The 20,357-nt window shown below is 63.2% G+C and carries 17 protein-coding genes; 8 read left to right on the forward strand and 9 right to left on the reverse strand.

The features are described 5' to 3' along the window. Window positions 1-755, forward strand: a 755-nt coding sequence (locus tag QRX41_RS03405) for an RCC1 domain-containing protein (protein ID WP_396176788.1), incomplete at its 5' end; no start/stop codon positions are given. A 195-nt stretch (window positions 756-950) separates the two neighbouring features. On the opposite strand, the gene QRX41_RS03410 is transcribed toward QRX41_RS03405, so the two are convergent. Together QRX41_RS03410 and QRX41_RS03415 are read right to left on the reverse strand one after the other, a co-directional pair. Continuing rightward, the gene (locus QRX41_RS03410; protein ID WP_313838716.1) at window positions 951-2,339 is read right to left on the reverse strand and encodes an MFS transporter; all 1,389 of its coding nucleotides are present in this window, start codon (window positions 2,337-2,339) and stop codon (window positions 951-953) included. A 51-nt stretch (window positions 2,340-2,390) separates the two neighbouring features. Beyond that, entirely contained in the window at window positions 2,391-3,347 is a 957-nt protein-coding gene (locus QRX41_RS03415; protein WP_313838718.1) for a nucleoside hydrolase, read from the reverse strand. Between the two features lie 320 nt (window positions 3,348-3,667). Between QRX41_RS03415 and QRX41_RS03420 the strand changes: the two genes are divergently transcribed. Next, a complete protein-coding gene (locus QRX41_RS03420) occupies window positions 3,668-5,038 on the forward strand; it encodes a sugar porter family MFS transporter (RefSeq protein WP_313838720.1) in 1,371 nt (456 codons plus the stop codon). Window positions 5,039-5,113: 75 nt separating this feature from the next. Here the strand turns inward: QRX41_RS03420 and QRX41_RS03425 are convergent, their stop codons facing one another. Together QRX41_RS03425 and QRX41_RS03430 are read right to left on the reverse strand one after the other, a co-directional pair. After that, entirely contained in the window at window positions 5,114-5,317 is a 204-nt protein-coding gene (locus tag QRX41_RS03425; protein WP_121914473.1) for a hypothetical protein, read from the reverse strand. 113 nt (window positions 5,318-5,430) lie between these two features. Beyond that, the gene (locus QRX41_RS03430; protein WP_313838724.1) at window positions 5,431-6,465 is read right to left on the reverse strand and encodes an alpha/beta hydrolase; all 1,035 of its coding nucleotides are present in this window, start codon (window positions 6,463-6,465) and stop codon (window positions 5,431-5,433) included. A 150-nt stretch (window positions 6,466-6,615) separates the two neighbouring features. On the opposite strand from QRX41_RS03430, the gene QRX41_RS03435 reads away from it, so the two are divergent. Next, window positions 6,616-7,335, forward strand: coding sequence for a DUF4391 domain-containing protein (locus QRX41_RS03435; protein ID WP_313838725.1), 720 nt, complete (start codon window positions 6,616-6,618; stop codon window positions 7,333-7,335). Here the strand turns inward: QRX41_RS03435 and QRX41_RS03440 are convergent. After that, window positions 7,332-8,534, reverse strand: coding sequence for a CdaR family transcriptional regulator (locus QRX41_RS03440; protein WP_313838727.1), 1,203 nt, complete (start codon window positions 8,532-8,534; stop codon window positions 7,332-7,334). The two genes, QRX41_RS03435 and QRX41_RS03440, sit on opposite strands and share 4 nt — an antisense overlap. 200 nt (window positions 8,535-8,734) lie before the next feature. Here QRX41_RS03440 and QRX41_RS03445 point away from each other — a divergent pair, with 200 nt between their 5' ends. Continuing rightward, on the forward strand, window positions 8,735-10,033 hold the full coding sequence (locus QRX41_RS03445; protein WP_313838729.1) for a GntP family permease: 1,299 nt from the start codon (window positions 8,735-8,737) through the stop codon (window positions 10,031-10,033). 27 nt (window positions 10,034-10,060) lie between these two features. Then, on the forward strand, window positions 10,061-11,191 hold the full coding sequence (locus QRX41_RS03450; RefSeq protein ID WP_313838730.1) for a glycerate kinase: 1,131 nt from the start codon (window positions 10,061-10,063) through the stop codon (window positions 11,189-11,191). A 114-nt stretch (window positions 11,192-11,305) separates the two neighbouring features. On the opposite strand, the gene QRX41_RS03455 is transcribed toward QRX41_RS03450, so the two are convergent. Then, window positions 11,306-12,424: a Zn-dependent alcohol dehydrogenase gene (locus QRX41_RS03455; RefSeq protein ID WP_313838732.1), complete on the reverse strand. Its 1,119-nt coding sequence runs from the start codon at window positions 12,422-12,424 to the stop codon at window positions 11,306-11,308. 229 nt (window positions 12,425-12,653) lie between these two features. Here QRX41_RS03455 and QRX41_RS03460 point away from each other — a divergent pair, with 229 nt between their 5' ends. After that, window positions 12,654-13,337 carry an SOS response-associated peptidase gene (locus QRX41_RS03460; RefSeq protein ID WP_313838733.1) on the forward strand — a complete coding sequence of 228 codons (684 nt, stop codon included), beginning with the start codon at window positions 12,654-12,656 and terminating at the stop codon, window positions 13,335-13,337. A 14-nt stretch (window positions 13,338-13,351) separates the two neighbouring features. Here QRX41_RS03460 and QRX41_RS03465 read toward each other — a convergent pair whose 3' ends face one another. The 3 genes from QRX41_RS03465 to pepN form a co-directional block, all read right to left on the reverse strand. Beyond that, window positions 13,352-14,005 carry a peptide deformylase gene (locus tag QRX41_RS03465; RefSeq protein ID WP_313838735.1) on the reverse strand — a complete coding sequence of 218 codons (654 nt, stop codon included), beginning with the start codon at window positions 14,003-14,005 and terminating at the stop codon, window positions 13,352-13,354. 30 nt (window positions 14,006-14,035) lie between these two features. Next, a complete protein-coding gene (gene glmM / locus QRX41_RS03470) occupies window positions 14,036-15,412 on the reverse strand; it encodes a phosphoglucosamine mutase (protein WP_306221817.1) in 1,377 nt (458 codons plus the stop codon). Window positions 15,413-15,510: 98 nt separating this feature from the next. Then, window positions 15,511-18,126: an aminopeptidase N gene (pepN, locus tag QRX41_RS03475; protein ID WP_313838738.1), complete on the reverse strand. Its 2,616-nt coding sequence runs from the start codon at window positions 18,124-18,126 to the stop codon at window positions 15,511-15,513. Window positions 18,127-18,300: 174 nt separating this feature from the next. On the opposite strand from pepN, the gene QRX41_RS03480 reads away from it, so the two are divergent. Together QRX41_RS03480 and QRX41_RS03485 are read left to right on the forward strand one after the other, a co-directional pair. After that, entirely contained in the window at window positions 18,301-19,098 is a 798-nt protein-coding gene (locus QRX41_RS03480; protein ID WP_313838739.1) for an alpha/beta hydrolase family protein, read from the forward strand. Window positions 19,099-19,213: 115 nt separating this feature from the next. After that, window positions 19,214-20,281, forward strand: a complete 1,068-nt coding sequence (locus QRX41_RS03485; protein ID WP_024627482.1) for a 2,3-butanediol dehydrogenase — start codon at window positions 19,214-19,216, stop codon at window positions 20,279-20,281. The last annotated feature ends 76 nt before the right edge of the window (window positions 20,282-20,357 follow it).

Here is a 20,357-nt window from a genome sequence, read left to right on the forward strand (position 1 = left end):
AGCTCGGCAACAACACCACCAGCGGTGAAAATGCGAATCCTGTTCCTGTGCACGTCCGCGACCCCGCCAGCCCCACCGACACGAACAAAGGACTGAAAGCCACACAGGTCAGCGCCGGAACCTGGAGTTCGCTGGCGATCGACATGGACGGGAACGCCTACGCATGGGGACGTAACAACTATGGCCAGCTCGGCAACAACACCACCAGCGGTGAAAATGCGAATCCTGTTCCTGTGCACGTGCGTGACCCCGCCAACCCCACCGACAAGAGCAAAGGACTGCAAGCCACACAGGTCAGCGGCGGACAATATCATTCGCTGGCGATGGGCATGGACGGGAACGCCTACGCATGGGGATTAAACAGCAATGGCCAGCTCGGCGACGGTACCCAAAACAACAAGTCGGCTCCTGTGCCGGTAATGTTCAATCTGCAGCTGGTGATCACCGGCGTCAGATTCGACCAGACCGCCGTGCCAGGCCTGACCCGCGGGGATGGCAGCAGCGTGACCGTGCTCACGCCCGCACACCAGCCGGGCACGGTCATCGTCAGCGTGGACTACACGCTGGGCGGCGCACCCCAAACGCCGGACACCTCCCTCCGATACACGTACCTGCCCGCAGGCGTGCTCCCAAGAGCCGGAGGGGAAGGCATCCTGCTCGCCCTGGCCACCGGCGTGACCGGCATGGGCGGGGTCCTCGCATCCCGCCGCCACCGAAAAGAAACACACCAACTATTGCATGCTTCGCACGAGTAAGAGCGGCTGGGTGGCGTATCAATCCCCCCGCCCCCGGCCCACATAGGGGGAGCAGGGAGGAACGTGTCACGTAAGGCTCAACCCCAAGTGAGCCGACACTCCTCCCGCGCCCCCACCACACTTATCAATCGACCGCCCAAGCGCAACAGAGGAAGCAGCTCCTCTTGCCGTGCTCGGACGGTCGACTACAACCGCTTACTGCTGGTCAGCAGTCGTGGCGTAGATGGTCTTCTTGCAGACCAAATACACAACCAGACCCAGCAGGGACACGGCAGCTCCGATCAGCAGCAGGTTGCTGTAGTTGGCAGCCGGGCCGGTCGCGCCCATGATGCTGAAGCCCTCCAGGCTGGGCTTGCCCATCAGACCGCCGATGATGGCGATGCCGATGGAGCCGGTCACGTTCATGACCAGATCGTTCATGCCCACGCCGCGGCCCGACTGGTCCTGGGGCAAGGTGTCAAGCACGGTGGAGACGATGGGCGAATACATCAGGCCGACGCCGGCATAGTAGACGCAGGCAGTCAGCGTCAGGGCCAGCAGGCCGGAGTTGACCACCAGAGCCGTCCCTGCGAAGCCTAGGATCATCAGGCAGGCGGCGATGATGATGGCAGGCTTGCGGCCGATCCTGTCCACAATGGCGCCCGAGGTGGTGCCCAGCACGGCGGCCACCAGGAAGGCCCAGACCACATGCAGGGAAACCGTGGTGGTCGACACCTTGTAGACGTCACGCCCGATGGCGTTGAAGATGGGCGACATGCAGTAGTTCATGAAGTAGAAGATCAGGATCAGACCGATGCCCATCAGCCAGCGCTTGTTGCGGAAGAAGTCCGGGGTGATGAAGGGGCTCCGGGCCCGGCTGATGTACACGGCGAAGATCAGGTAGCAGACAGCCGAGGCCGCCAGCAGCCACCAGGCCGTGTACGAGAAGAAGAGGGTCAGCAGGGCCGTGGCCAGTCCGAAGATGACGAAGCCCAGCCAGTCCACCTTCTCGCCGTTGCCGCCGCCGGTGGGCAGGCTCTTGAGCAGGATGGGCAGGAAGACGATGGTGACCGCGGGGATCAGGAAGAGGTACTGCCAGGCTATGGAGCTGAGCAGGCCGGCGGCGAAGATGCCAATGGCTGCAGACACCTGGTATCCGGCCGTGAAGATGCCGAAGAAGATCACCTTCAGGGAGGGCTTGAGGTACTTGGTGGCCACGACCAGGTAGGCCGAGCCAGCCACCTGCTCGCCGGCGGTCTGCAGCAGCCGGGCCGCGATCACATTCCAGATGTTGGGGGCCATGATCGTGTTGGCCACGTATCCGTACACGGACCCGATGAACAGTATGCACAGGCCGAAGGTGACCAGCTTGCGCAGGGATACGAAGTCGCCCAGGGACCCGTAGATGAAGCAGACGATGCCCAGGACGATGCTGGGCAGGGCCGTGATCAGCGAGGCCTGGTCTGGAGCGCCGGCATCCTTGCCGACCTGCTGGAAGACCAGGTTGAAGCCCTGCAGGCACAGGGTTCCCAGAACGAAGGTGATCAGCAGCAGGATCAGCGATCGTACGGCTGTCGAATCCTCGGTGGATTGCTTTTCGGACATGATGTCTTCAATACTCTTTCTCTTGCGTGGACTTGCCGGGGATGGCGGACCTCAGTCGGCCTGGGAGGCCAGCTTGGTGATGCGGGTCATGAACTCGTCCAGGAAGCGGGGCACGTCCACGCCGACGGCCACGCGCATGGTCTTGTTCGGGTCGTTGAGCCGCTGCTCGTCGCCGATGGTGCGCCCGCGAGTGGCGCCTTCGGTCTCCACCTTCATGTTCATGGGCAGGGTGGTGACCAGGGTCGGATCCACGGCCACGCCCACGGCCAGCGGATCGTGCAGGCCGCAACCGCCCAGGTGGGGCGAGGTGGTCTCGTAGGCCTTGATGTAGAAGTCGGTCATGTCCGCCAGGAAGTTGCCTGCCGCGGTGCCCAGCTCACGCCAGCGGGCGGTCTCCTTGTAGGTCAGCAGGGTCTGCAGGGTCACGTCCAGGCCGACCATGGTCACGGGCGCGCCGGAGCGGAAGAGCACGTCGGCCGCGTCCGGATCCTGGGAGATGTTGGCCTCCTGCCAGGCGTCCACATTGCCCGGCACGGTCAGGGCCCCGCCCATGAGCACGATGGAGCCGATGCGCTGGGCGATGTCAGGCTCCTTGGCCAGGGCGGCGGCGATGTTGGTCATGGGGCCGGTGGGCACGTAGACCAGATCCTTGCCATAGGTGTTGACCGCATCGATGATGAAGTCCACGGCCGACTGCGTCTCCGCCTTGCGGTCCGAGTCGGGGATGGCCACGTCGCCGATGCCGTTCTGTCCGTGGATGAAGGCGGAGACGGGCAGCACCTCGAAGGAGTCCGCCTTGGAGGCGTGGGGCAGGCCCGGGTAGACCTTGACCTCGGGGTGGCCCAGCAGGTCGGTGATGGCCAGGTCGTTGCGGATGCCCTGCTCCAGCAGCACGTTGCCATAGGTGCCGGTTATGCCAATCAGCTCAACTTCGGGGCTGCCCAAGGCATATGAGATAGCCAGAGTGTCGTCGACACCAGTGTCCAGATCCAGAATCAGCTTGCGCATACAATGTTTCCTTTCATTGCCATGGCTGTATGGAACCATGGCCGTATGCATCCACGATGTCCTTGTGGTGAATGCTTGCTTATCATATGCGAAATTGAGCAGTTTCGCTGCCCATGACAGGCGCAAGTCGTGGACAATATCCTCAAATGTTCATCTAGCCCGCGACCAGGGCCCGGATGACGAATCCAGATAGCGAATCCAGCAGCTGGTTTCCCGGGCGATTCCCTGGTCCATAATGGCGAGCCGGATCGACGGACCGCTCCCCCAGGTGCCTATGATTGCTTTAATTATGCCCGGATGACCCGGCGAAAGGGGAGCCCATGGCTGCAATCCAAGGACGGCGGCGCAACCTGCAACTGATGACCGCCCTGGGCGTACTGGCAGGCGGCCTCTACGGCTATACATTGACCGTCATCTCCGGAGCGCTGATCGGCATGAACCTGGGCTCCGGCTCGGGCGGACACCTGACGGCCGGCGAACAGGGCATGGTCACCTCGGCCCTGCTGATAGGCGCCGCGCTGGGATCCTACCTGGCAGGCAAGTTCAACGACCGCTTCGGCCCCAAGCACATCATCCTGGCCGGGGCCCTGCTGGCCATCCCGGGAGCCCTGCTGAGCGCCCTGGCCCCCAGCCTGGCCCTGCTGGGACTGGGCAGATTGATCATCGGAGCCGGCATCGGCATGACCTCGACCATCGTGCCCATCTACCTGGCCGACATGGTCGGCACGGCGGAACGCGGACGGGTGGTTTCGGTCAACTCGGTCATGATCGTGGTCTGGCAGCTGCTGGCAGTCAGCGTCAATGCCATCCTGGACCGGATGGGTGCCGACTGGCGGACCATGCTCTGGGCCCTCGTGCCGCCCGCCATCCTGCTGGCGCTGCTGGCCTGCTTCCTGCATGACAGCCCGGCCCACCTGATCCGCCGAGGCCAGCCGGACCAGGCAGCAGCCTTCCTTCAGTCCACCCGCGACCAGGCAGAGGCCCGGGTGACCATGCAGGAGCTGTCGCAGCCGGCGAGCGCGAAGACCCCCATCTTCAAGGCCCCCTGGCTCCGGCGGGTGCTGATCGTGGGCATCGGCGTGGCCATGATCAACCAGCTGACCGGGCTGAACATCGTCAACTACTACGCGCCGACCATCTTCACCGACACCCTGGGCTTCGACCCCTCACTATCAATGATCGCCACCGTCCCCGTCATCCTGGTCTCCGCCGTAGCGGCCACCATCGGAGGGCTGGGACTGATCGACCGCTTCGACCGCCGCGTCATTCTGGCTGTGGGACTTGCAGGCACCATCGTCTTCCTGGCCGCTATCGGGGTCTGCTACCGGTTCGTCGGCGCCCCGGGCTCCGGGTCACGAACGGCCGCCTGGATCATGATCGGCATGATGATGATCTACGTGGTCTTCGTCCAGGGCCTGGTGGCCCCGGTCACCTGGCTGCTCCTGTCCGAGATCTTCCCCCAGCAGATCAAGAGCCGCGGCATGGGCTACGCCAACGTGGCCATGAACCTGACCAACTTCGGGCTCTCCCTGGTCTTCCCCACCCTGCTGGCCCGGCTGGGCGGCACCGGCACCTACCTGCTCTTCGCCCTGATCAATGTGTGCGCCCTGGTGTTCGCCTGGATCATGGTGCCTGAGACCCGAGGCAAGAGCCTGGCCCAGATCGAGCAGGAGGCCCGGGCCCGGGCATGAAACCGGGCATGAAAAGAGGGCGGAACCGGACAACGGCCCGCCCTTATGAAATCTGACACCTCAGATTCTGATGCCTCAGATGTTGAAGACCTTCTTGGCCAGCTTGGCGATGGTATCGCCGCCCAGCTGTGCGACGTCATTCTTGCACTGGTTGATCCTGCCGAAGAGCTGGTCCGCGTCGTTGTATGACAGGGGCTGGCCGATCTCCTTGGACAGATCAACCAGCTGGTCGATGGTCTCCAGGTTGCCTAGCTTCTCTACCAAGGTCTTCTCGTCCATGAATCACTCCTCTGTAAGCGGCGGTGCAGACACCGGGGGCCTTGCGCCATCGATGCCCACCTTTCTCCTCCCATCATAGCCAGCAACCGGATGAACTGGGCGCGCGCAGAGGCTCAAATCAGGTCGTAGGAGAAATCGTGGATCTGGTCCAGGGCCTGCCGGCTCTCCTCCAGCCAGGTCATGGCCACCGGATAGACGTGTCCCAGGGTCTGCAGACGGTTGGGCCTCAGGTCGTGCAGCTCGAAGTCGCGGCCTTTCCTGCACAGAATCTCGGCCATCTTAAGCGCATCACCTTGCAGGAAGTCGTCGGCGCTGCTGTTCAGGAATACCGGCGGCAGGTGGACCATGTCGACCATAGTCCTCAGGTCGGCCACCTGGTCGCCCCCAGCCTGCACGAAGCTCCTGAAGAAAGATGGTGCGACCCTTGTCAGGTCATCGGTGGGCGAACCGGTTGGATGGAAGTCTTCCAAATCCACCGATAAGTAAGGAGTCAGATCAAGCAGGCCTGAGACGAAAGCAGCCCCCCGAGGCCGCAGACCGGCAGGCTTCAGACCCAGCCTTTGCGCAAATTGATCATCGGACTCGACGGCCAGCGTATAGAGTGCCAGGGTGCCTCCGGCCGAGTCTCCCGTCAGAAAGATCCGGTCGGGCGAGACCGGATACTCGTCCAGGTGGTTCTTTATCCAAGTCAGAGCCGTCAGCACGTCACCCAGCTGGCCCATGAAGTCCGTGCTGGGGATCAGCCTGTAGTTGACGGAGAAGACCGCGAAGCCACGTTGGGCCAGGTGGGTGCAGAAGTTCCGGTTGAGCTCCTTGTAGCCGTACATGAACCCGCCGCCGTGGATATCGATGTAAACCGGGGTCACCCTGCCGTTGCGCAGCAGGGCATCATGAGGCAGGTACAGATCCAGCTTGTGGGCGCGCAAACCATCGTCCACATAGGCGATGTCGTTGAAGCAGTCCACTCCCTCGGGCACCTGCCAGTGACGTGAACGGGGAGCATCCATGCGCCCGAAGGTCAGCCGGGACCCCAGAACAGTCTTGGCCATATCAGGACTGCAACCATCCAGGTCCCCGTCGACCTCGGTCCAGCCCTCCAGGAGTTCACGTTCCTCGTCGGTTACCGTCATCTCTGCATCGTTGCTCATCATTCAGCCCTCATCACTCCAACCCGCACAGCTCTTCGCATCCGGTCTCATGGGTTTACAGCCAATATACATTGCCGACAGACGGACACTCTTGTCCCTGGTCGCACTCCTGCCGGTAGAATAACGGCAACAGCGACAGAAAGGCCAAGGATGACAATCGCAAGCTACGAAGGCGTATCCGCGCGCTCCCTGGGCCTGCCGCCCACCACCGCCATTCCAGCAACCAAGGGCGAACTGCCTATACGCGCTTTCACCACGCGGCCGCCCGTCTCCTCACGGCTGCGTCAGCACTTCTCCACCAGCGTCGACAAGATTGTCATGCTGGCCCTGCTGCGGCCCGGGACCATCCCTGCAGCGGATGGCGCACACTGCCATGAAGTGCTGGTCATGGCCATCGGGTTGAAAACCCCCGATGTGCCGGAGGACGTACTGGAACACATCGCTGCCATGCGCTCATCAGGCATGGTGTTCATCACCATTCACCAGGGTGAAGAGCGGCTCGTCTGCACGCCGGCCGTCCGCCGGGCCCTGCCGACCAAGGCCGGTCATGAGACCAGGCATACGCTCCACCTGGGCAGGCCCCGTCCTGCCGATCAGACCAGTCTGAGCCTGGTCGGCGACGATATGGACCAGCTCTGGGACAGCCTGTGCGCCCAGGTGACCCTGGACCAGACCGACGGTACGGATCTGGACAGCCGCCTCGCTGTCCGCGAGCGCATCGAGCTGCTCAAGGCCCAGGAGGCCAAGCTGACCGGAGACCATAGCCGGGCCAAAACCACCCAGGACCGCAACACAGCCTTCGCCAAGCTCCAAAAGGTCCGCGCCGAGCTGAAACAGCTTTCAGCCGATGACCAGGTGGCGGAGGATTAGGACACAGAGTCTATCGTCCCCCCAGGCTGGTCAGCAGTCTCAGGACGGTCGCTCAACTCTGCACTTTCGTCGGGAATATCCTTGTAAGCTAAGTATTTGCGCAGTTCGAAGGCTGCGGCCAGAATGGGATAATCGCTCAGGTGACGGGGATTGTAGCCTGTCTCTCTCGCCAAAGCATCCAGCCGGTTCTGCATGGTGTTCTTGTGAATGAAAAGCTCCTGGGCGGCGTGGGTGATGCTACCGTTGTGCCGGGTGTAGACGCTGAAAACCCTGTCGAACTGCTCAATGCGATCCGGCTCCAGGCCCGCAAAGACCTGCTCCACAAAGGCCTGGCACTGCTCGGTGGGCATTGAGGTGATCAGCAGCCCCGTGCCCATCTGCTCGTACCTATACCGCTGGTCATTGTCAGTGAATCCGGCCCATCGCGCTGCGATGCATGCCTGCCGATAGCTGCGCCAGTACTGGTCCGGATCCGCCTGGATCGTCCCCGCACCCAACACCACCTGGGAGCCGACCGCACCAGCAAGAGCCTGCCGTAAAGCAACCACGAAATCATCAAGCTCGGCCTGTCCCATCTGCGGCGCATAGACACGAAAATCCCTGGGACTTACAGCGAAGAGGGGAACCCCGAAGGACAGACACGTCTTGCAGAGTTTTTCGTAGAGCCGATCCTGATTGAGCCTTTCCAACCGGACTCCTGGAGCCCTGCCGACCAGAGCCAGCCGTGGACCTGACAAGTCCAGATCAAGGGCCAGGGCCAGGGCATTCATCAATTCGTTGTCCTTGTGCTCCAGGGTCAGCAGGTTGACCAGGTTACTGGTCATGATCCGCCTGTTGAATCGAGCAATCTGCTCCATGTTGGCGCAGAGCATGAGCCCGGTCATGCGCTCGATGATCCCGCCTAGATCCCTCACCCTGTTCACGGGGCCGGTGATCCCGATGACCGCCACCACTGCGTCATTGAGTACTACTGGCACATTGACCCCGTCCTGTGCTCCCTCATAAGGATGCCGACGATCCACGGCAACGGTTTGACCGTCAACGGCCGCCTGGCGGGCCGCGCCATGAAAGCTGCCTATGCGCGAAGCATCAGTGCTGGCCACCATGGTTCCCTCAGTGTCGAAGAAATTGATATTGTACTCGATTACATCCTTGAGGTTGTCGACGATTGTCTGCGCCGTCGCAGGGTCTATGGTCATGACTCGCCTCCTGACAAATATGGTACATGAACCATTCTTTCCCACACTATCCCTCGCTTTTCAAGTATGGGTGACCTGGCAAAAAGAGCTTAACAGAGCCACACTGATAGTGAGAAAAGCTAAAGGATCGTTGCTGGTCTGGAATCTATGACGATGCCAGGCATGGTCCTTGGCACAAGATACGGATCAAAGGAACCGACATGGACATTACCTTGTCATGGTGGGCCGCCCTGCTGGGTCTGGCCCTGGCCATCATCCTCATTCTCAGGAAACTCAACACCACCTATGCGCTCATGCTGGGGGCCATCGTAGGCTGCCTGATCGGGGGCGCCTCCCTGGGCCAGACCGTCAACATCGTGGTGGCCGGCTCTCAAAGCGTCATGGGCACGGTTATCCGGGTCTTGGCTGCTGGCGTGCTGGCAGGCGTCATGATGGAGTCCGGCGCCGCCAACCGTATAGCCCGAGCCATCGTGGACGGCCTGGGCGAGCGCATGGCCATCCTCTCCCTGGCCCTGGCGACCATGATCATCTGCGCAGTCGGAGTATTCATCCCCGTGGCCGTCCTGATTGTGGCACCCATCGCCATCGAGGTTGGCAGCCGGCTCAAGATCTCCAAACTGGCTCTTCTGATCGCCCTGTCTGGCGGCGGCAAGGCCGGCAACATCATCTCGCCCAACCCCAACACCATTGCGGTAGCCTCGGGATTCCACATACAGCCCTCGGCTGTCATGATCGGCAGCTTCATCCCAGCCTTATGCGGACTGGCCATGGCCGTCCTGCTGGCCACCATCATGCAGCATCGCGGACGGATCGTCACCATGGACGACCTGGGCGAGGACGCAGCTAAGGCCTCTAAGGACAAGGATCTGCCCTCCCTAGGGCGCTCCCTGGTGGCCCCGATCACCGCCGTGGTCCTGCTCCTGCTCAACCCCGTGGGCTCCATTCTGCACATCGGCCTGCTGGAACGGTTCCAAGTGGATGCCATGTACATCCTGCCCTTGGCATCCATCCTGGGTCTGCTGGCCATGAGACAGGGCGGCAAAATCCTCACATACACCAGCGCCGGCCTGCAGCGCATGGTTGATGTGGTCCTCATCCTGATCGGAGCCGGAGCCCTGGGCGGGCTGATTACCAGCTCCGACCTGCCCAAGCAGATCGTCAACCTCATCCACGCCATGGGCGTACCCGGGTCCATGCTGGCCCCCATCGCCGGCATCCTCATGGCTGCCGCCACCGCTTCCACCTCCACGGGCGTCATCCTGGGCAGTAGCTCCTTCGGCAAGTCCATCCTGGCTTTCGGGACCTCGGAGGTGGCTGCTGCTGCCACCATGCAGGCAGGCGCCACGGTCATCGACCAACTGCCACACGGCAACTACTTCCACGTCACCGCCAAGTCCATCAACATGACCCTGGGCGAGCGGATGAAGGTGGTTCCCTTTGAGTTCCTGGTAGGCCTGACAATGACCCTGGTGGCCATGCTGGTCTATCTGGTCTTCTGAAACGACGGGTCAGGAAAGGTCACAACCATGAAAATCATCATTGCACCCGACTCTTTCAAAGGCAGCCTGACCGCCAAGGAGGCTGCAGAGGCCATCGAACGCGGATTGCGACGCAGCCCCCTCAAGGCCGAAACGGTCCTGGTACCCATGGCTGACGGCGGCGAGGGCACGGTCCAGTCCCTGGTCGATGCCACCGGAGGCCATATGATCCAGGCCCAGGTCACTGGACCTCTAGGGCAGAGCGTCATGGCCAGCTACGGCATCCTGGGCGACGGACGGACCGCCGCCATCGAGATGGCTGCAGCCAGCGGGATCCAGTTCGTCAACGAACAGACTCGCGACCCTCTGGTCACCACCACCTACGGCACGGGCGAGCTGATCGTCAAGGCCTTGGACCAGGGCGCACAAGAGATCATCGTCGGCCTTGGAGGCTCGGCCACCAACGACGGCGGCGCCGGCATGGCCCAGGCCCTGGGAGCCCGGCTCCTGGACGCTGACGGACATGAGCTGACCCAGGGAGGAGCGGCATTGGCCCGGCTGGACCGGATTGATATCTCCGGGCTGGATCCCCGTTTGGCCAGCACCCGCATTCGTCTGGCCTCAGACGTAACCAACCCCCTGACCGGCCCCGAAGGTGCCTCGGCCGTCTTCGGCCCGCAAAAGGGAGCAGACCCGTCCATGGTGGCCACCCTGGATGCGGCCCTGGCTCACTATGCAGCCGTCATTCGCAAGGACCTGCACCGGGAGGTGGAAACCAAGCCGGGCGCGGGGGCCGCCGGTGGCCTGGGCGCAGGATTCCTGGCCTTCACTCCGGCCGTCATGGCCTCAGGCGTCAATATTGTGGTGGAGACCACCCACCTCAAAGAGCTGGCTCGTGGCGCCGACCTCTGCTTCACCGGCGAGGGCGGCATCGACTTCCAGACCGGTTTTGGCAAGACCCCCATGGGCACAGCCCAAGCCGTCAAGGAGTCCTCCCCCGGCTGCAAGGTCATCGCCCTGGCAGGTAACGTGGGCGCCGGGACCGAAGAGCTCTACAAGGTGGGCATCGACGCCATCTTCAGCATCAGCCCCGGGGCTGTCAGCCTTGAGGATGCCATGACCAAGGCCGCCGACAATCTCGCCGCAGTGGCCGAGAACATCGGCAGGCTCCTGGCCTGATCCGGCTCTCGGATCAGCAGAACAACAAAGGGGCTCCGGATGCCTTGCGCACCCGGAGCCCCTGTAATCTGTTCGGCATAACCTTCAGCAGTCATGCCGTTAAGTTGGAAGGGATCAGTCGAATTCGGTGATGACCGAACGGATGACCTCGCCGTTGACCAGCTGCTTGTAGGCCTCGTCGATCTGGCTCAGCTTGATGTGCTGGCTGACGATGTCATGCATGTTCAGCCGTCCATCCACAGCAAAGTCGGCATACATAGGAATGTCGTGCTTGATGTTGGTGGAGCCCATCCACACGCCCTTGAAGCCACGCTGATGGACCAGCAGGTCGGCCGGGTTGATCTCCAGAGAGATCGTGGCATCCGGCTTGGCCAGGCCGATCGGGTAGGCGGTGCCGCCCACGCCCAGGATGTCCCAGGCCTGCTTCATGGTGACGGGCAGACCGATGGCCTCGAAGGCCTTGTCCACGCCGCCGTTGGTCAGCTCACGCACCTTGGCCACGGGATCCTCGTTCTTGGAGTTGATGACGTCGGTGGCACCGAACTTACGGGCGAACTCCAGCTTGTTGTCCAGCAGATCGATGGCGATGATCCGCTTGGCGCCGCAAATCCGGGCTCCCGAGATGATGTTCAGACCGATGCCGCCGGTGCCGATCACGGCCACGGTATCGCCGGGGCGCACATGGGCAGTGTTGATGGCCGCTCCTGCTCCGGTGATGGTGGCGCAGCCGATGCAGGCTGCCTCATCCCACTTGACCTCGTTGTTGACCACAGCCAGCTGGTTCTCGTGGACCAGTGCCTTCTCGGCGAAGCCGCCGACACCGAAAGCCTGAGTGATGGGCCGGCCGTCGGGGAAGGACAGACGGGGCTTCTCACCCGCGCCACGCACGCACTCCTGCTGCTGGGTGCAGGACTGAGGCTGGCCCCTGAGGCAGTTGGCGCAGTGCCCACATACCTGCTCCAGGGAGGCCACCACGTGGTCGCCAACCTTGATGCCGGACACTTCGGGGCCCACGGCCTCGACGATGCCCGAGATCTCATGGCCGATCACAGCCGGGAATGGGAAGAACTTGTCGTCATCCTCGACCAGATGCAGATCCGAATGGCACAGACCCGAGGCCTGCACGTCCACCAGGACCTCCGCGCCGATGGGGTCATCAATGATGACCTCCTCGGGCTGGGCGAATCCCTTGCCGATGCCGTAAGCAATCGACGCCTTGATCTTCTGAGGCATAAGCCATCTCCTAATAACCATGTTCCCGCCGGTTTCATCCGGCAGGACAAATATATATATATCGTTGAATACTGTACTGCAGCCACAGCGGTCTTCAATGCAGACACCATTGTTGCAGACCACCTTCTATGGTAGCAGGGAAAGGCCTGAACTACCATGCAAACTTTCCCTGGAAGAGGCCTCCGGCGTTTCCTCGACGGGGGTTCCAAGCATCCATAGAATGGGCTTCATGTGTGGACGATTCGCAGCTGACCTGGACTACTCCGGTCTGGCCCAAAAATATGGTGCCCGGCAGGCTCCGGGACTGCCTAAGCCCTCCTGGAACATCAGTCCCGGATCGGCCATCGCCCTGGTGGCCCAGGACCGACATGGACAGCGGCACCTGCATACGGCCCGCTGGAACCTGGTCCCTTCCTGGTCGGACAGCGATCAGATGGCCTACCCCACCCACAACGCCCGAGTCGAGAGCGCCCTGACCAAGCGGACCTATGCGGATTCAGCCAGGAGTCAGCGGGCCATCATTCCGGCCAGCGGCTACTACGAGTGGACACCAGACCACCAGCCCTACTACTTCCAGGCTCCCGACGGCCACACCCTGAGCATTGCCGGCCTCTACTCCTGGTGGCGTGCCAGACCTGGCCAGCCCTGGCTGCTGACGGCCACCATCCTGACGACGCAAGCCACGCCGAAGGCCGCCCGGGTGCACGATCGGATGCCTCTGCTGATCACTGATGAAAACCTGGACTCCTGGCTGGACCCAGGCATGGAGGGCAAGGAAATCCTGCCCAAGGCTGTGGAGCCTGGCCGCCATGCCTCTGAGACACTGACCATGCACCCGGTGGCACCCCTGAAGGGTGACGGACCGGAACTGACTGAGGATATAGCTCTGGATCAGAGGGTGAAGAAAATTTAGAAGGTTTGTAGGTTTCAGATGGTGAAGCCCAGCTCCCGCGCCGCCTCGGTGGGGACCGGGTCGTAGGCCCAGTACTCGCTCAGATTGTCGTCGGAGGACAGGCTGCGAATCTCGGCCTTGTCGATGTAGACCTCCCCTGATAGATGGTCGGTCTCATGCTGGAAGATGCGGGCAGGCCAGCCGTGCATGCGCTGGCGGTGCTTGCGCCCGGAACGGTCCTCCCAGCTGGCTGTGATGTCCAGCCAGCGACGCCGAACCGCCTGGAATCCTTCCAGGGACAGACATCCCTCATAGAAGGATGCGGCCTCCTGCCCGATAGGCTCATAGGAGGGGTTGATGATGACCCTGAAGGGCAACTCGTCGATCTGGCGCGGATCATCCTCGTCGTCGCGGACATGGTCCTCGATGACCGCGATGGCCAGGCCCAGGCCCACCTGGGGCGCTGCCAGTCCCACGCCCGGGGCCTCAAGCATGGTGGTGCGCATGGCCTTGAGCAGCCTGTTCAGCGTCTTGGCTGCCAGCTGACCCTTGTAGGGCTGGGCCTGCTGGCGCAGGACGGGCTCGCCCATCTGCACGATGGGCAGGAGCTCTTCTTTGCCGGCCTTGGCCAGCATGGATTCCACCCGGTGGTTGAGATCGGCGTCGAAGGCCGCCTTTCTGCCAAACATGGATGATTCCGCCTTTCCTGGGTCTTCGGTTCAGATGGCCAGCTCGTCGGCCACGACCGATGCCAGCCGCTGGCAGACCTGGTCGGCCTGCTCCTGGGTGGCCGCCTCGACCATGACCCTGACCAGGGGTTCGGTGCCCGATGGCCGCAGCAGGACCCGGCCGGTGCTGCCCAGCATCCGCTCCTCCGCCTCGACCGCATCCTGGACCTTGGCGTTGGTGCGGGCCGCGTTCTTGTCCACACCGGACACGTTGATCAGCTGCTGGGGCAGCTGGGGGAAGTCCGCGGCCAGCTCCTTGAGGCTCTTGCCTGAGCGCACGACCTCCTTGGCCAGGGTCAGGGCCGTCAGGGTCCCGTCACCGGTGGTGGCGAACTCCCGGTTGATGACGTGCCCGGACTGCTCGCCGCCCAGGGTGTAGCCCCCGCGCAGCATCTCCTCCAGGACGTAGCGGTCGCCCACAGCCGTCTGGACGGTGACGATGCCCATCTGCTTCAGGGCCAGCTTGAGCCCCAGGTTGCTCATGACGGTGACCACCAGGGTGTCGTTGGCCAGCTTGCCCTCACGCTGCTTGGCGCGGGCCAGGATGCCCATGATCTGATCGCCGTTGACCATGTGTCCCTCTTCGTCCACGGCCAGACAGCGGTCGGCATCCCCGTCGAAGGCCACGCCCATGACCGCGTCCGAGGCCTGGACCATGGCCTGCAGCTGTTCGGGGTGGGTGGATCCGGCGTGCTTGTTGATGTTGTAGCCGTCAGGCGAGGCGTTGATGACCACCACGTCCGCCCCGGCCCGGCGCAGGGCCTCGGGAGCGACCACCGAGGTGGCTCCGTTGGCGCAGTCGGCCACGATCCGCAGACCGTCCAAGGGCTTGGTCTGGGTCTTGTCGGGGGCGACAGGGGCAACTGCTTCAACAAGGTGGTCGATGTACATATTGGTGGCGGTCACTGTGTCATGGGAGACGCGGCCCACGCCCTCGCCCACCGGACGCTCCCAGTCCTGGCCCAGGACCGCTTCGATGTCGTCCTCCTTGGAATCCTGGAGCTTGAACCCGCCCCGGGCGAAGAACTTGATGCCGTTGTCGGGCATGGGGTTGTGGGAGGCGGAGATGACCGCCCCCATCTCCACGTTGAGCACGCTGGTCAGGTAGGCGATGCCCGGGGTGGGGATGATGCCCACATCAATCACGTCGAAGCCGCCCGATGACATGCCGGCAGCCAAGGCCGATGCCAGAAAGTCCCCGGAGACCCGGGTGTCGCGGCCAATCAGGGCCCGTCGGCGGCCCGCGGACCGATCCGCGCCACGACCTAGGACACGGACCGCTGCATCGCCCAGATCCAGGGCCAGCTGTGCAGTCAGGTCTCTATTGGCTAAACCGCGTACACCATCGGTACCGAATAATCTGGGCATTGCTCTCCTCCGAACCTACCATTCTGCATACAGGCGACAGATTCATTATGGCCCCGCCCCTGACCCGTCGCCACTCGGATCGGGAGCGGGCAGGTCGCTCAGCGCAGACGCTCGTTGTATTGGCGGACCTTGAGGGTGCGCCTGGAGGACTCCGTGTTCTGGATGATCATCCCGCGCAGGGCCTTGGGGGCCTCGGCGTGGTCGGCCAGCCAGGCGTCGCCCGCCTCGACCAGGGCGGCCGGGTCGGCCTTGGTCGGGTAGAGCCCGCCTGCCGACAGGGGGTTGAGCAGGGTCTCCGCGATGTGGAAGGTCTTCTGGGCCCAGACCTCGTCCACGGCTGCAAAGAAGCGATCCACGTAGGGTGCGAAGAGCTCCTGGTCCCCCGAGCCAGAGAAGCCGTCGGCCAGAGCCTCGATCTGCGAGTTGGTCAGATCCTCGTTGTGCAGGGCCTGATCCCAGGCCCAGGCCTTGGCCCCAGCCGTCGGGCGGGCGGCCCGGGCGCCCATGGCGAACTCGCGGTTCTCCGTGGTGTCTTTCGCCGCCAGCTCCCGGTCGATCTCGCCGTCAGCCAGCAGGTCATGGGCGGACAGGGCGTGGATGATCAGCCAGCGGGTGTTGTTGTCGATGGTCAGCCCCTCCAGCTTCAGGTCGCCGCTCAGCAGACCGCGGGCGTGATCCTCGAAGTCGGCGTCGTCCCCGTAACCCAGGTAGGCGCGGACCAGCTGGAACTGCTCGTCCGAACCGGGCTGGGCCTTCATGGCCAGGTCCCAGAGGGTGCCGGCCACCAGCTGCAGCATGGGCTGACGACGACGGGAGGCGGTGAAGTGGTGGGCGGCCGTGGAAATCTGCGACAGGGCGTAGCGGAAGGTGGTGGACTGGTGCTCGGTGGCCAGGGCCTTCAGGCTCAGGCTGATGAAACGCTCAGCAGGGAACTGAGCATCCCGGGTCATGTCCCACAGGCTGAGCCAGACCACGGCACGGGCCAGGCGGTCCTCGATCCGGTACAGGTTCTGCGTGGCATACTCCAGGGAATCCTGATCCAGACGCAGCTTGGCATAGGTCAGGTCGTCGTCGTTGATCAGGATCAGGGCCGGACGCTTCTTGCCCACAGCCTGGGGCACTTCGGCTCCCTGGCCCTCCAGATCCAGCTCGAACCGGTCTGTACGCACCACCTTGCCGGACTGGTCCTCGTCATAGAAGCCCACAGCCAGGCGATGCGGACGCAGGACCGGGTGCTCCTCGGGGGCGGTCTGGTCGATCCTCATGGCGGTGATGGTCCCCTGCCCATCGGTCTGCACCCGGCTGGTCAGCGTAGTGATGCCGGCCTCCTCAAGCCAGAGCCGGGACCAGTTGCCCAGGTCGCGGCCGCTGGTCTTCTCCAGCTCGGTCAGCAGATCCTTCAGGGTGGCATTGCCGTGGGCATGGGCCGTCAGATAGTTGTGGATGCCCTGGAAGAAGCGCTCACGGCCCACATAGGCGACCAGCTGCTTCAAGACGGAACCGCCCTTGGCATAGGTGATGCCGTCGAAGTTGACCTCGGTGTCGTGCAGGTCGCGGATGGGGGCCACCACGGGGTGGGTGGTAGGCAGCTGATCCTCGGTCAGGGCCCAGCTCTTCTCGCCGGAGCAGAAGGTGGCCCAGTCGTCGGTCCACTCGGTGGCCTCGGCGGTGGCCAGGGTTGACATGAACTCGGCGAAGGACTCGTTCAGCCACAGGTCGTTCCACCACTTCATGGTCACCAGGTCGCCGAACCACATGTGGGCCAGCTCGTGCAAGACGGTCTCCACGCGGCGGTTGATCTGGGCGCCGGTGGCCTTGGACTCGAAGACGTAGGAGTCGCGGAAGGTGACCAGGCCGATGTTCTCCATGGCGCCCGCGTTGTATTCGGGCACGAAGATCTGGTCATACTTGGCCCAGGGGAAGGGCAGGTCCCAGGTCTTGGCGTAGAAGGCGAAGCCCTTCTTGGTCACGTCGAAGAGGTATTCGACGTCCCCGTCCAGGGAGTCCTTCAGCGCCTGGCGGCAGTACAGGCCCATGGGGATGGTCCGTCCGTCCTCGTTCTGGTACTCGCTGGTCCACTGGGCGTAGGGTCCGGCGGCGAAGGCGGTCAGGTAGGAGCTCATGACCGGGGTGGTCTGGAAGACCCAGCGGGTCACGCCCTCGGTGCGGCCGCCCTCCAGGGTTCCCTCGGCGGTGCGGCTGTCCAGATTCTGATGGGAGGCGGGAGGCATGTTGGACAGGACCGTCCAGGATGCCGGGGCGTCCACGGTGAAGTCGAAGACGGCCTTGATGTCCGGCTGGTCGAAGACCGCGTAGACCCGACGGGCGTCGGGCACCTCGAACTGGGAGTAGAGGTAGACGTTGCCATCCGAGGGGTCCACGCTGCGATGCAGCCCCTCGCCTGTCCGCGAATAACGGCTGAGGGCCTCCACCCGCAGCTGGTTGTGCTCGCCCAGGTCGTTTAGCTCAATCCGGTCGTCCCGGAAGGCCAGGGCCGGATCCAGGCGCTGGCCGTTGAGCTCGATCAGGCTGACCTGGTCGGCGATCAGATCCACAAAGGTGGACTCCCCCGGCCGGGCATCGAAGTCGATCAGGGCTGTGGAGGGGAAGGTGGCAGGCCCCTTGGTCAGGTCCAGATTGACCTTGTAGCTGACATTGGATACGACGACGGCTCGCTCTTCGGCTTCCACACGAGTCAGATTGGCTCCGGGCATGAATTTCCTTTCGCGCATGGATGTCGGTGCCCCCACCGGCATCGGCATAGGTCCTGTATGGATATGGCATGTCAAGTCTAATGCGGGCACCAGCCGACGGGCCAGCGGGACGGTTTCCCTCTTTTCTGACGGCGCAGTCTGGACGGGAATAGTCGGGCCTAAAGGCGGTTGGTCATGGTCGATGCCTCACGAATCTGGCAGAAAGGGAACGCCATGCAGGTCCGGACCGGGTTTACCACACAGCAGCTCAACATGCTCTGCCAGTATTCCTACGGGATCGGCCGAGGGGATGCCAAGACCCGGCCGGGCCTGCACTGGTTCGAGGACCCGGCCCTGGGCAGCTACTGGGTGCTGCGATCCCGCTACTGCCCCGAAAACGGCTTCGAAGGGATGATCGCCGCCCAGGGCCTGAAGAACGGTCCGGACTACGCCCATTTGATCGTGGTCTATGCAGGCACCAACCTGCGCGACGACCCTCGCCATGACATCCACGCCGCGCTGACCTGCTTCCTGCCGCCGTTGAACGGGGAACCAGGACAGACACAGCAGGCAGGCATCCTGGCCAAGCAGGCGCTTGACCTGGCCCGACGCAAGGCGGGAGCCGAACGCGGAGTCCTCTTTACCGGGCATAGCCTGGGCGGCGGCCTGGCCCTGATCCAGGCGGCGGAGCAGGACCTGCCCGCCAGGGTCTTCTGCGCCGCCGACCCATGGCGGGTGCTGGACCAGGAGCAGCGTCAGCGGGTGGCCCGTCACTACGGGGACGGCAAGTTCCTGGACTACCGTCTGGGAAACGACAGGGTGACCGGAACCGCCAACCGTCTGCTGAGCGGTCAGGCCGACCGCAGCGCCTGTGTGGTCTGGTGCGGCAAGGGGCCCAGCAGGTTCGGACACTGGCTGGGCGACTTCGACTTCGACCAGGGCGGCGAGGTCCTTACTGAAACTCCCATTACTGGGGCTGCATATCAGCGGTAATATGGGAATCAGGTGGTCTCCAACGAAGGAGCGTCACCCACCAGCAAGGATGTCATGTTGGGTATTCAACTGCGTCCGTGCAGGATCTATACGCATATCAGAGAGGATATACGATATGAAAGCATTGATGTACTACGGCAAGGAAGATGTGCGTCTGGAGGACGTGCCCGAGCCTGAGCTCAAACCCGGGACCATCAAGATCCACCCCGCCTTCACCGGAATCTGCGGTTCCGATGTCCATCTGTACTACGACGGAGCAGTCAACGGCGGAGGCAATTCGCCCGATCATCCCCATCCCCTGACGGGCGAGACCCTGCCGGTGGTTTTCGGCCATGAGATCTCTGGTACCGTCGAGGCCATCGCCGACGACGTGCACACTGACATGAAAGTGGGCGACTCGGTGGTAGTCGAGGCCGAAATCGCCTGCGGCGAATGCCCAGCCTGCAAGGCCGGCAACTACAATGACTGCGACAAGCTGGCCGGCATCGGCATCAACGGAGGCGGCGGCGGACTCAGCGAGCACATCGTGGTTCCGGCAGAGCACGTCTTCCCCGTGGGCGACATCCCCCTGGACCAGGCTGCCATGATCGAGCCCTTCGCTGTGGCCCACCACGCCATCCGCGCCATGGACCCCCACGAAGGACAGACCGCAGTGGTCGGCGGCGCCGGGCCCGTAGGATTGCTCATCGGCACCATCCTGCGGGCGAAGGGAGTCCGGGTGATCATGTCCGAGCTCTCCTCGGCTCGTAAGGAGAAGGCCTTGCAGTCCCATTCGGCCGACATTGTGGTCGATCCCAGCAAGGAGGACCTGGCGGAGCGGGTCCGCCAGGAGACCGACGAAGCCGGGGCCGATCTGGCCTTCGATGCAGCTGGAGCCGAACCGGTCGACCACCAGCTTTTGGAGGCCCTGAAGGCCACCGGCGGACTCATGGTCGTAGCCCTGCATGGCAAGCCCATTACGCTGAACCTAACCAAGGAGCTGGGCTTCGGCGAGAAGTTCATCCGCGGTACCATGGGATACGCCAACGACCATCCTGACGCCATCAAGCTCATCCATGACCGGAACATCGACCTGTCCACCTTCATCACCGACCGGATCAAGGTCGAGGACATCGTGGACAAGGGCTTCCGCCAGCTGCGTGAGGACGCGGAAAACCACGTCAAGATCATCGTGAGCATGTAGACGCTCCCTTTTACTGATAACACTGAAGGCTCCGGCCGTCCATCTGGGCGACCGGAGCCTTCGGTATCAGTATGCA

It is taken from the genome of Bifidobacterium kimbladii, assembly GCF_032193675.1.
Taxonomy (GTDB): domain Bacteria; phylum Actinomycetota; class Actinomycetes; order Actinomycetales; family Bifidobacteriaceae; genus Bombiscardovia; species Bombiscardovia kimbladii.

Coding starts and splice junctions, on each gene's coding strand:
- QRX41_RS03460 (WP_313838733.1), top strand. CDS start 12,654: ATGTGTGGACGATTCGCAGCTGACCTGGACTACTCCGGTCTGGCCCAA.
- QRX41_RS03465 (WP_313838735.1), bottom strand. CDS start 14,005: ATGTTTGGCAGAAAGGCGGCCTTCGACGCCGATCTCAACCACCGGGTG.
- QRX41_RS03425 (WP_121914473.1), bottom strand. CDS start 5,317: ATGGACGAGAAGACCTTGGTAGAGAAGCTAGGCAACCTGGAGACCATC.
- QRX41_RS03415 (WP_313838718.1), bottom strand. CDS start 3,347: ATGCGCAAGCTGATTCTGGATCTGGACACTGGTGTCGACGACACTCTG.
- QRX41_RS03435 (WP_313838725.1), top strand. CDS start 6,616: ATGACAATCGCAAGCTACGAAGGCGTATCCGCGCGCTCCCTGGGCCTG.
- pepN (WP_313838738.1), bottom strand. CDS start 18,126: ATGCCCGGAGCCAATCTGACTCGTGTGGAAGCCGAAGAGCGAGCCGTC.
- QRX41_RS03420 (WP_313838720.1), top strand. CDS start 3,668: ATGGCTGCAATCCAAGGACGGCGGCGCAACCTGCAACTGATGACCGCC.
- QRX41_RS03455 (WP_313838732.1), bottom strand. CDS start 12,424: ATGCCTCAGAAGATCAAGGCGTCGATTGCTTACGGCATCGGCAAGGGA.
- QRX41_RS03445 (WP_313838729.1), top strand. CDS start 8,735: ATGGACATTACCTTGTCATGGTGGGCCGCCCTGCTGGGTCTGGCCCTG.
- QRX41_RS03440 (WP_313838727.1), bottom strand. CDS start 8,534: ATGACCATAGACCCTGCGACGGCGCAGACAATCGTCGACAACCTCAAG.
- QRX41_RS03485 (WP_024627482.1), top strand. CDS start 19,214: ATGAAAGCATTGATGTACTACGGCAAGGAAGATGTGCGTCTGGAGGAC.
- QRX41_RS03410 (WP_313838716.1), bottom strand. CDS start 2,339: ATGTCCGAAAAGCAATCCACCGAGGATTCGACAGCCGTACGATCGCTG.
- glmM (WP_306221817.1), bottom strand. CDS start 15,412: ATGCCCAGATTATTCGGTACCGATGGTGTACGCGGTTTAGCCAATAGA.
- QRX41_RS03480 (WP_313838739.1), top strand. CDS start 18,301: ATGGTCGATGCCTCACGAATCTGGCAGAAAGGGAACGCCATGCAGGTC.
- QRX41_RS03450 (WP_313838730.1), top strand. CDS start 10,061: ATGAAAATCATCATTGCACCCGACTCTTTCAAAGGCAGCCTGACCGCC.
- QRX41_RS03430 (WP_313838724.1), bottom strand. CDS start 6,465: ATGAGCAACGATGCAGAGATGACGGTAACCGACGAGGAACGTGAACTC.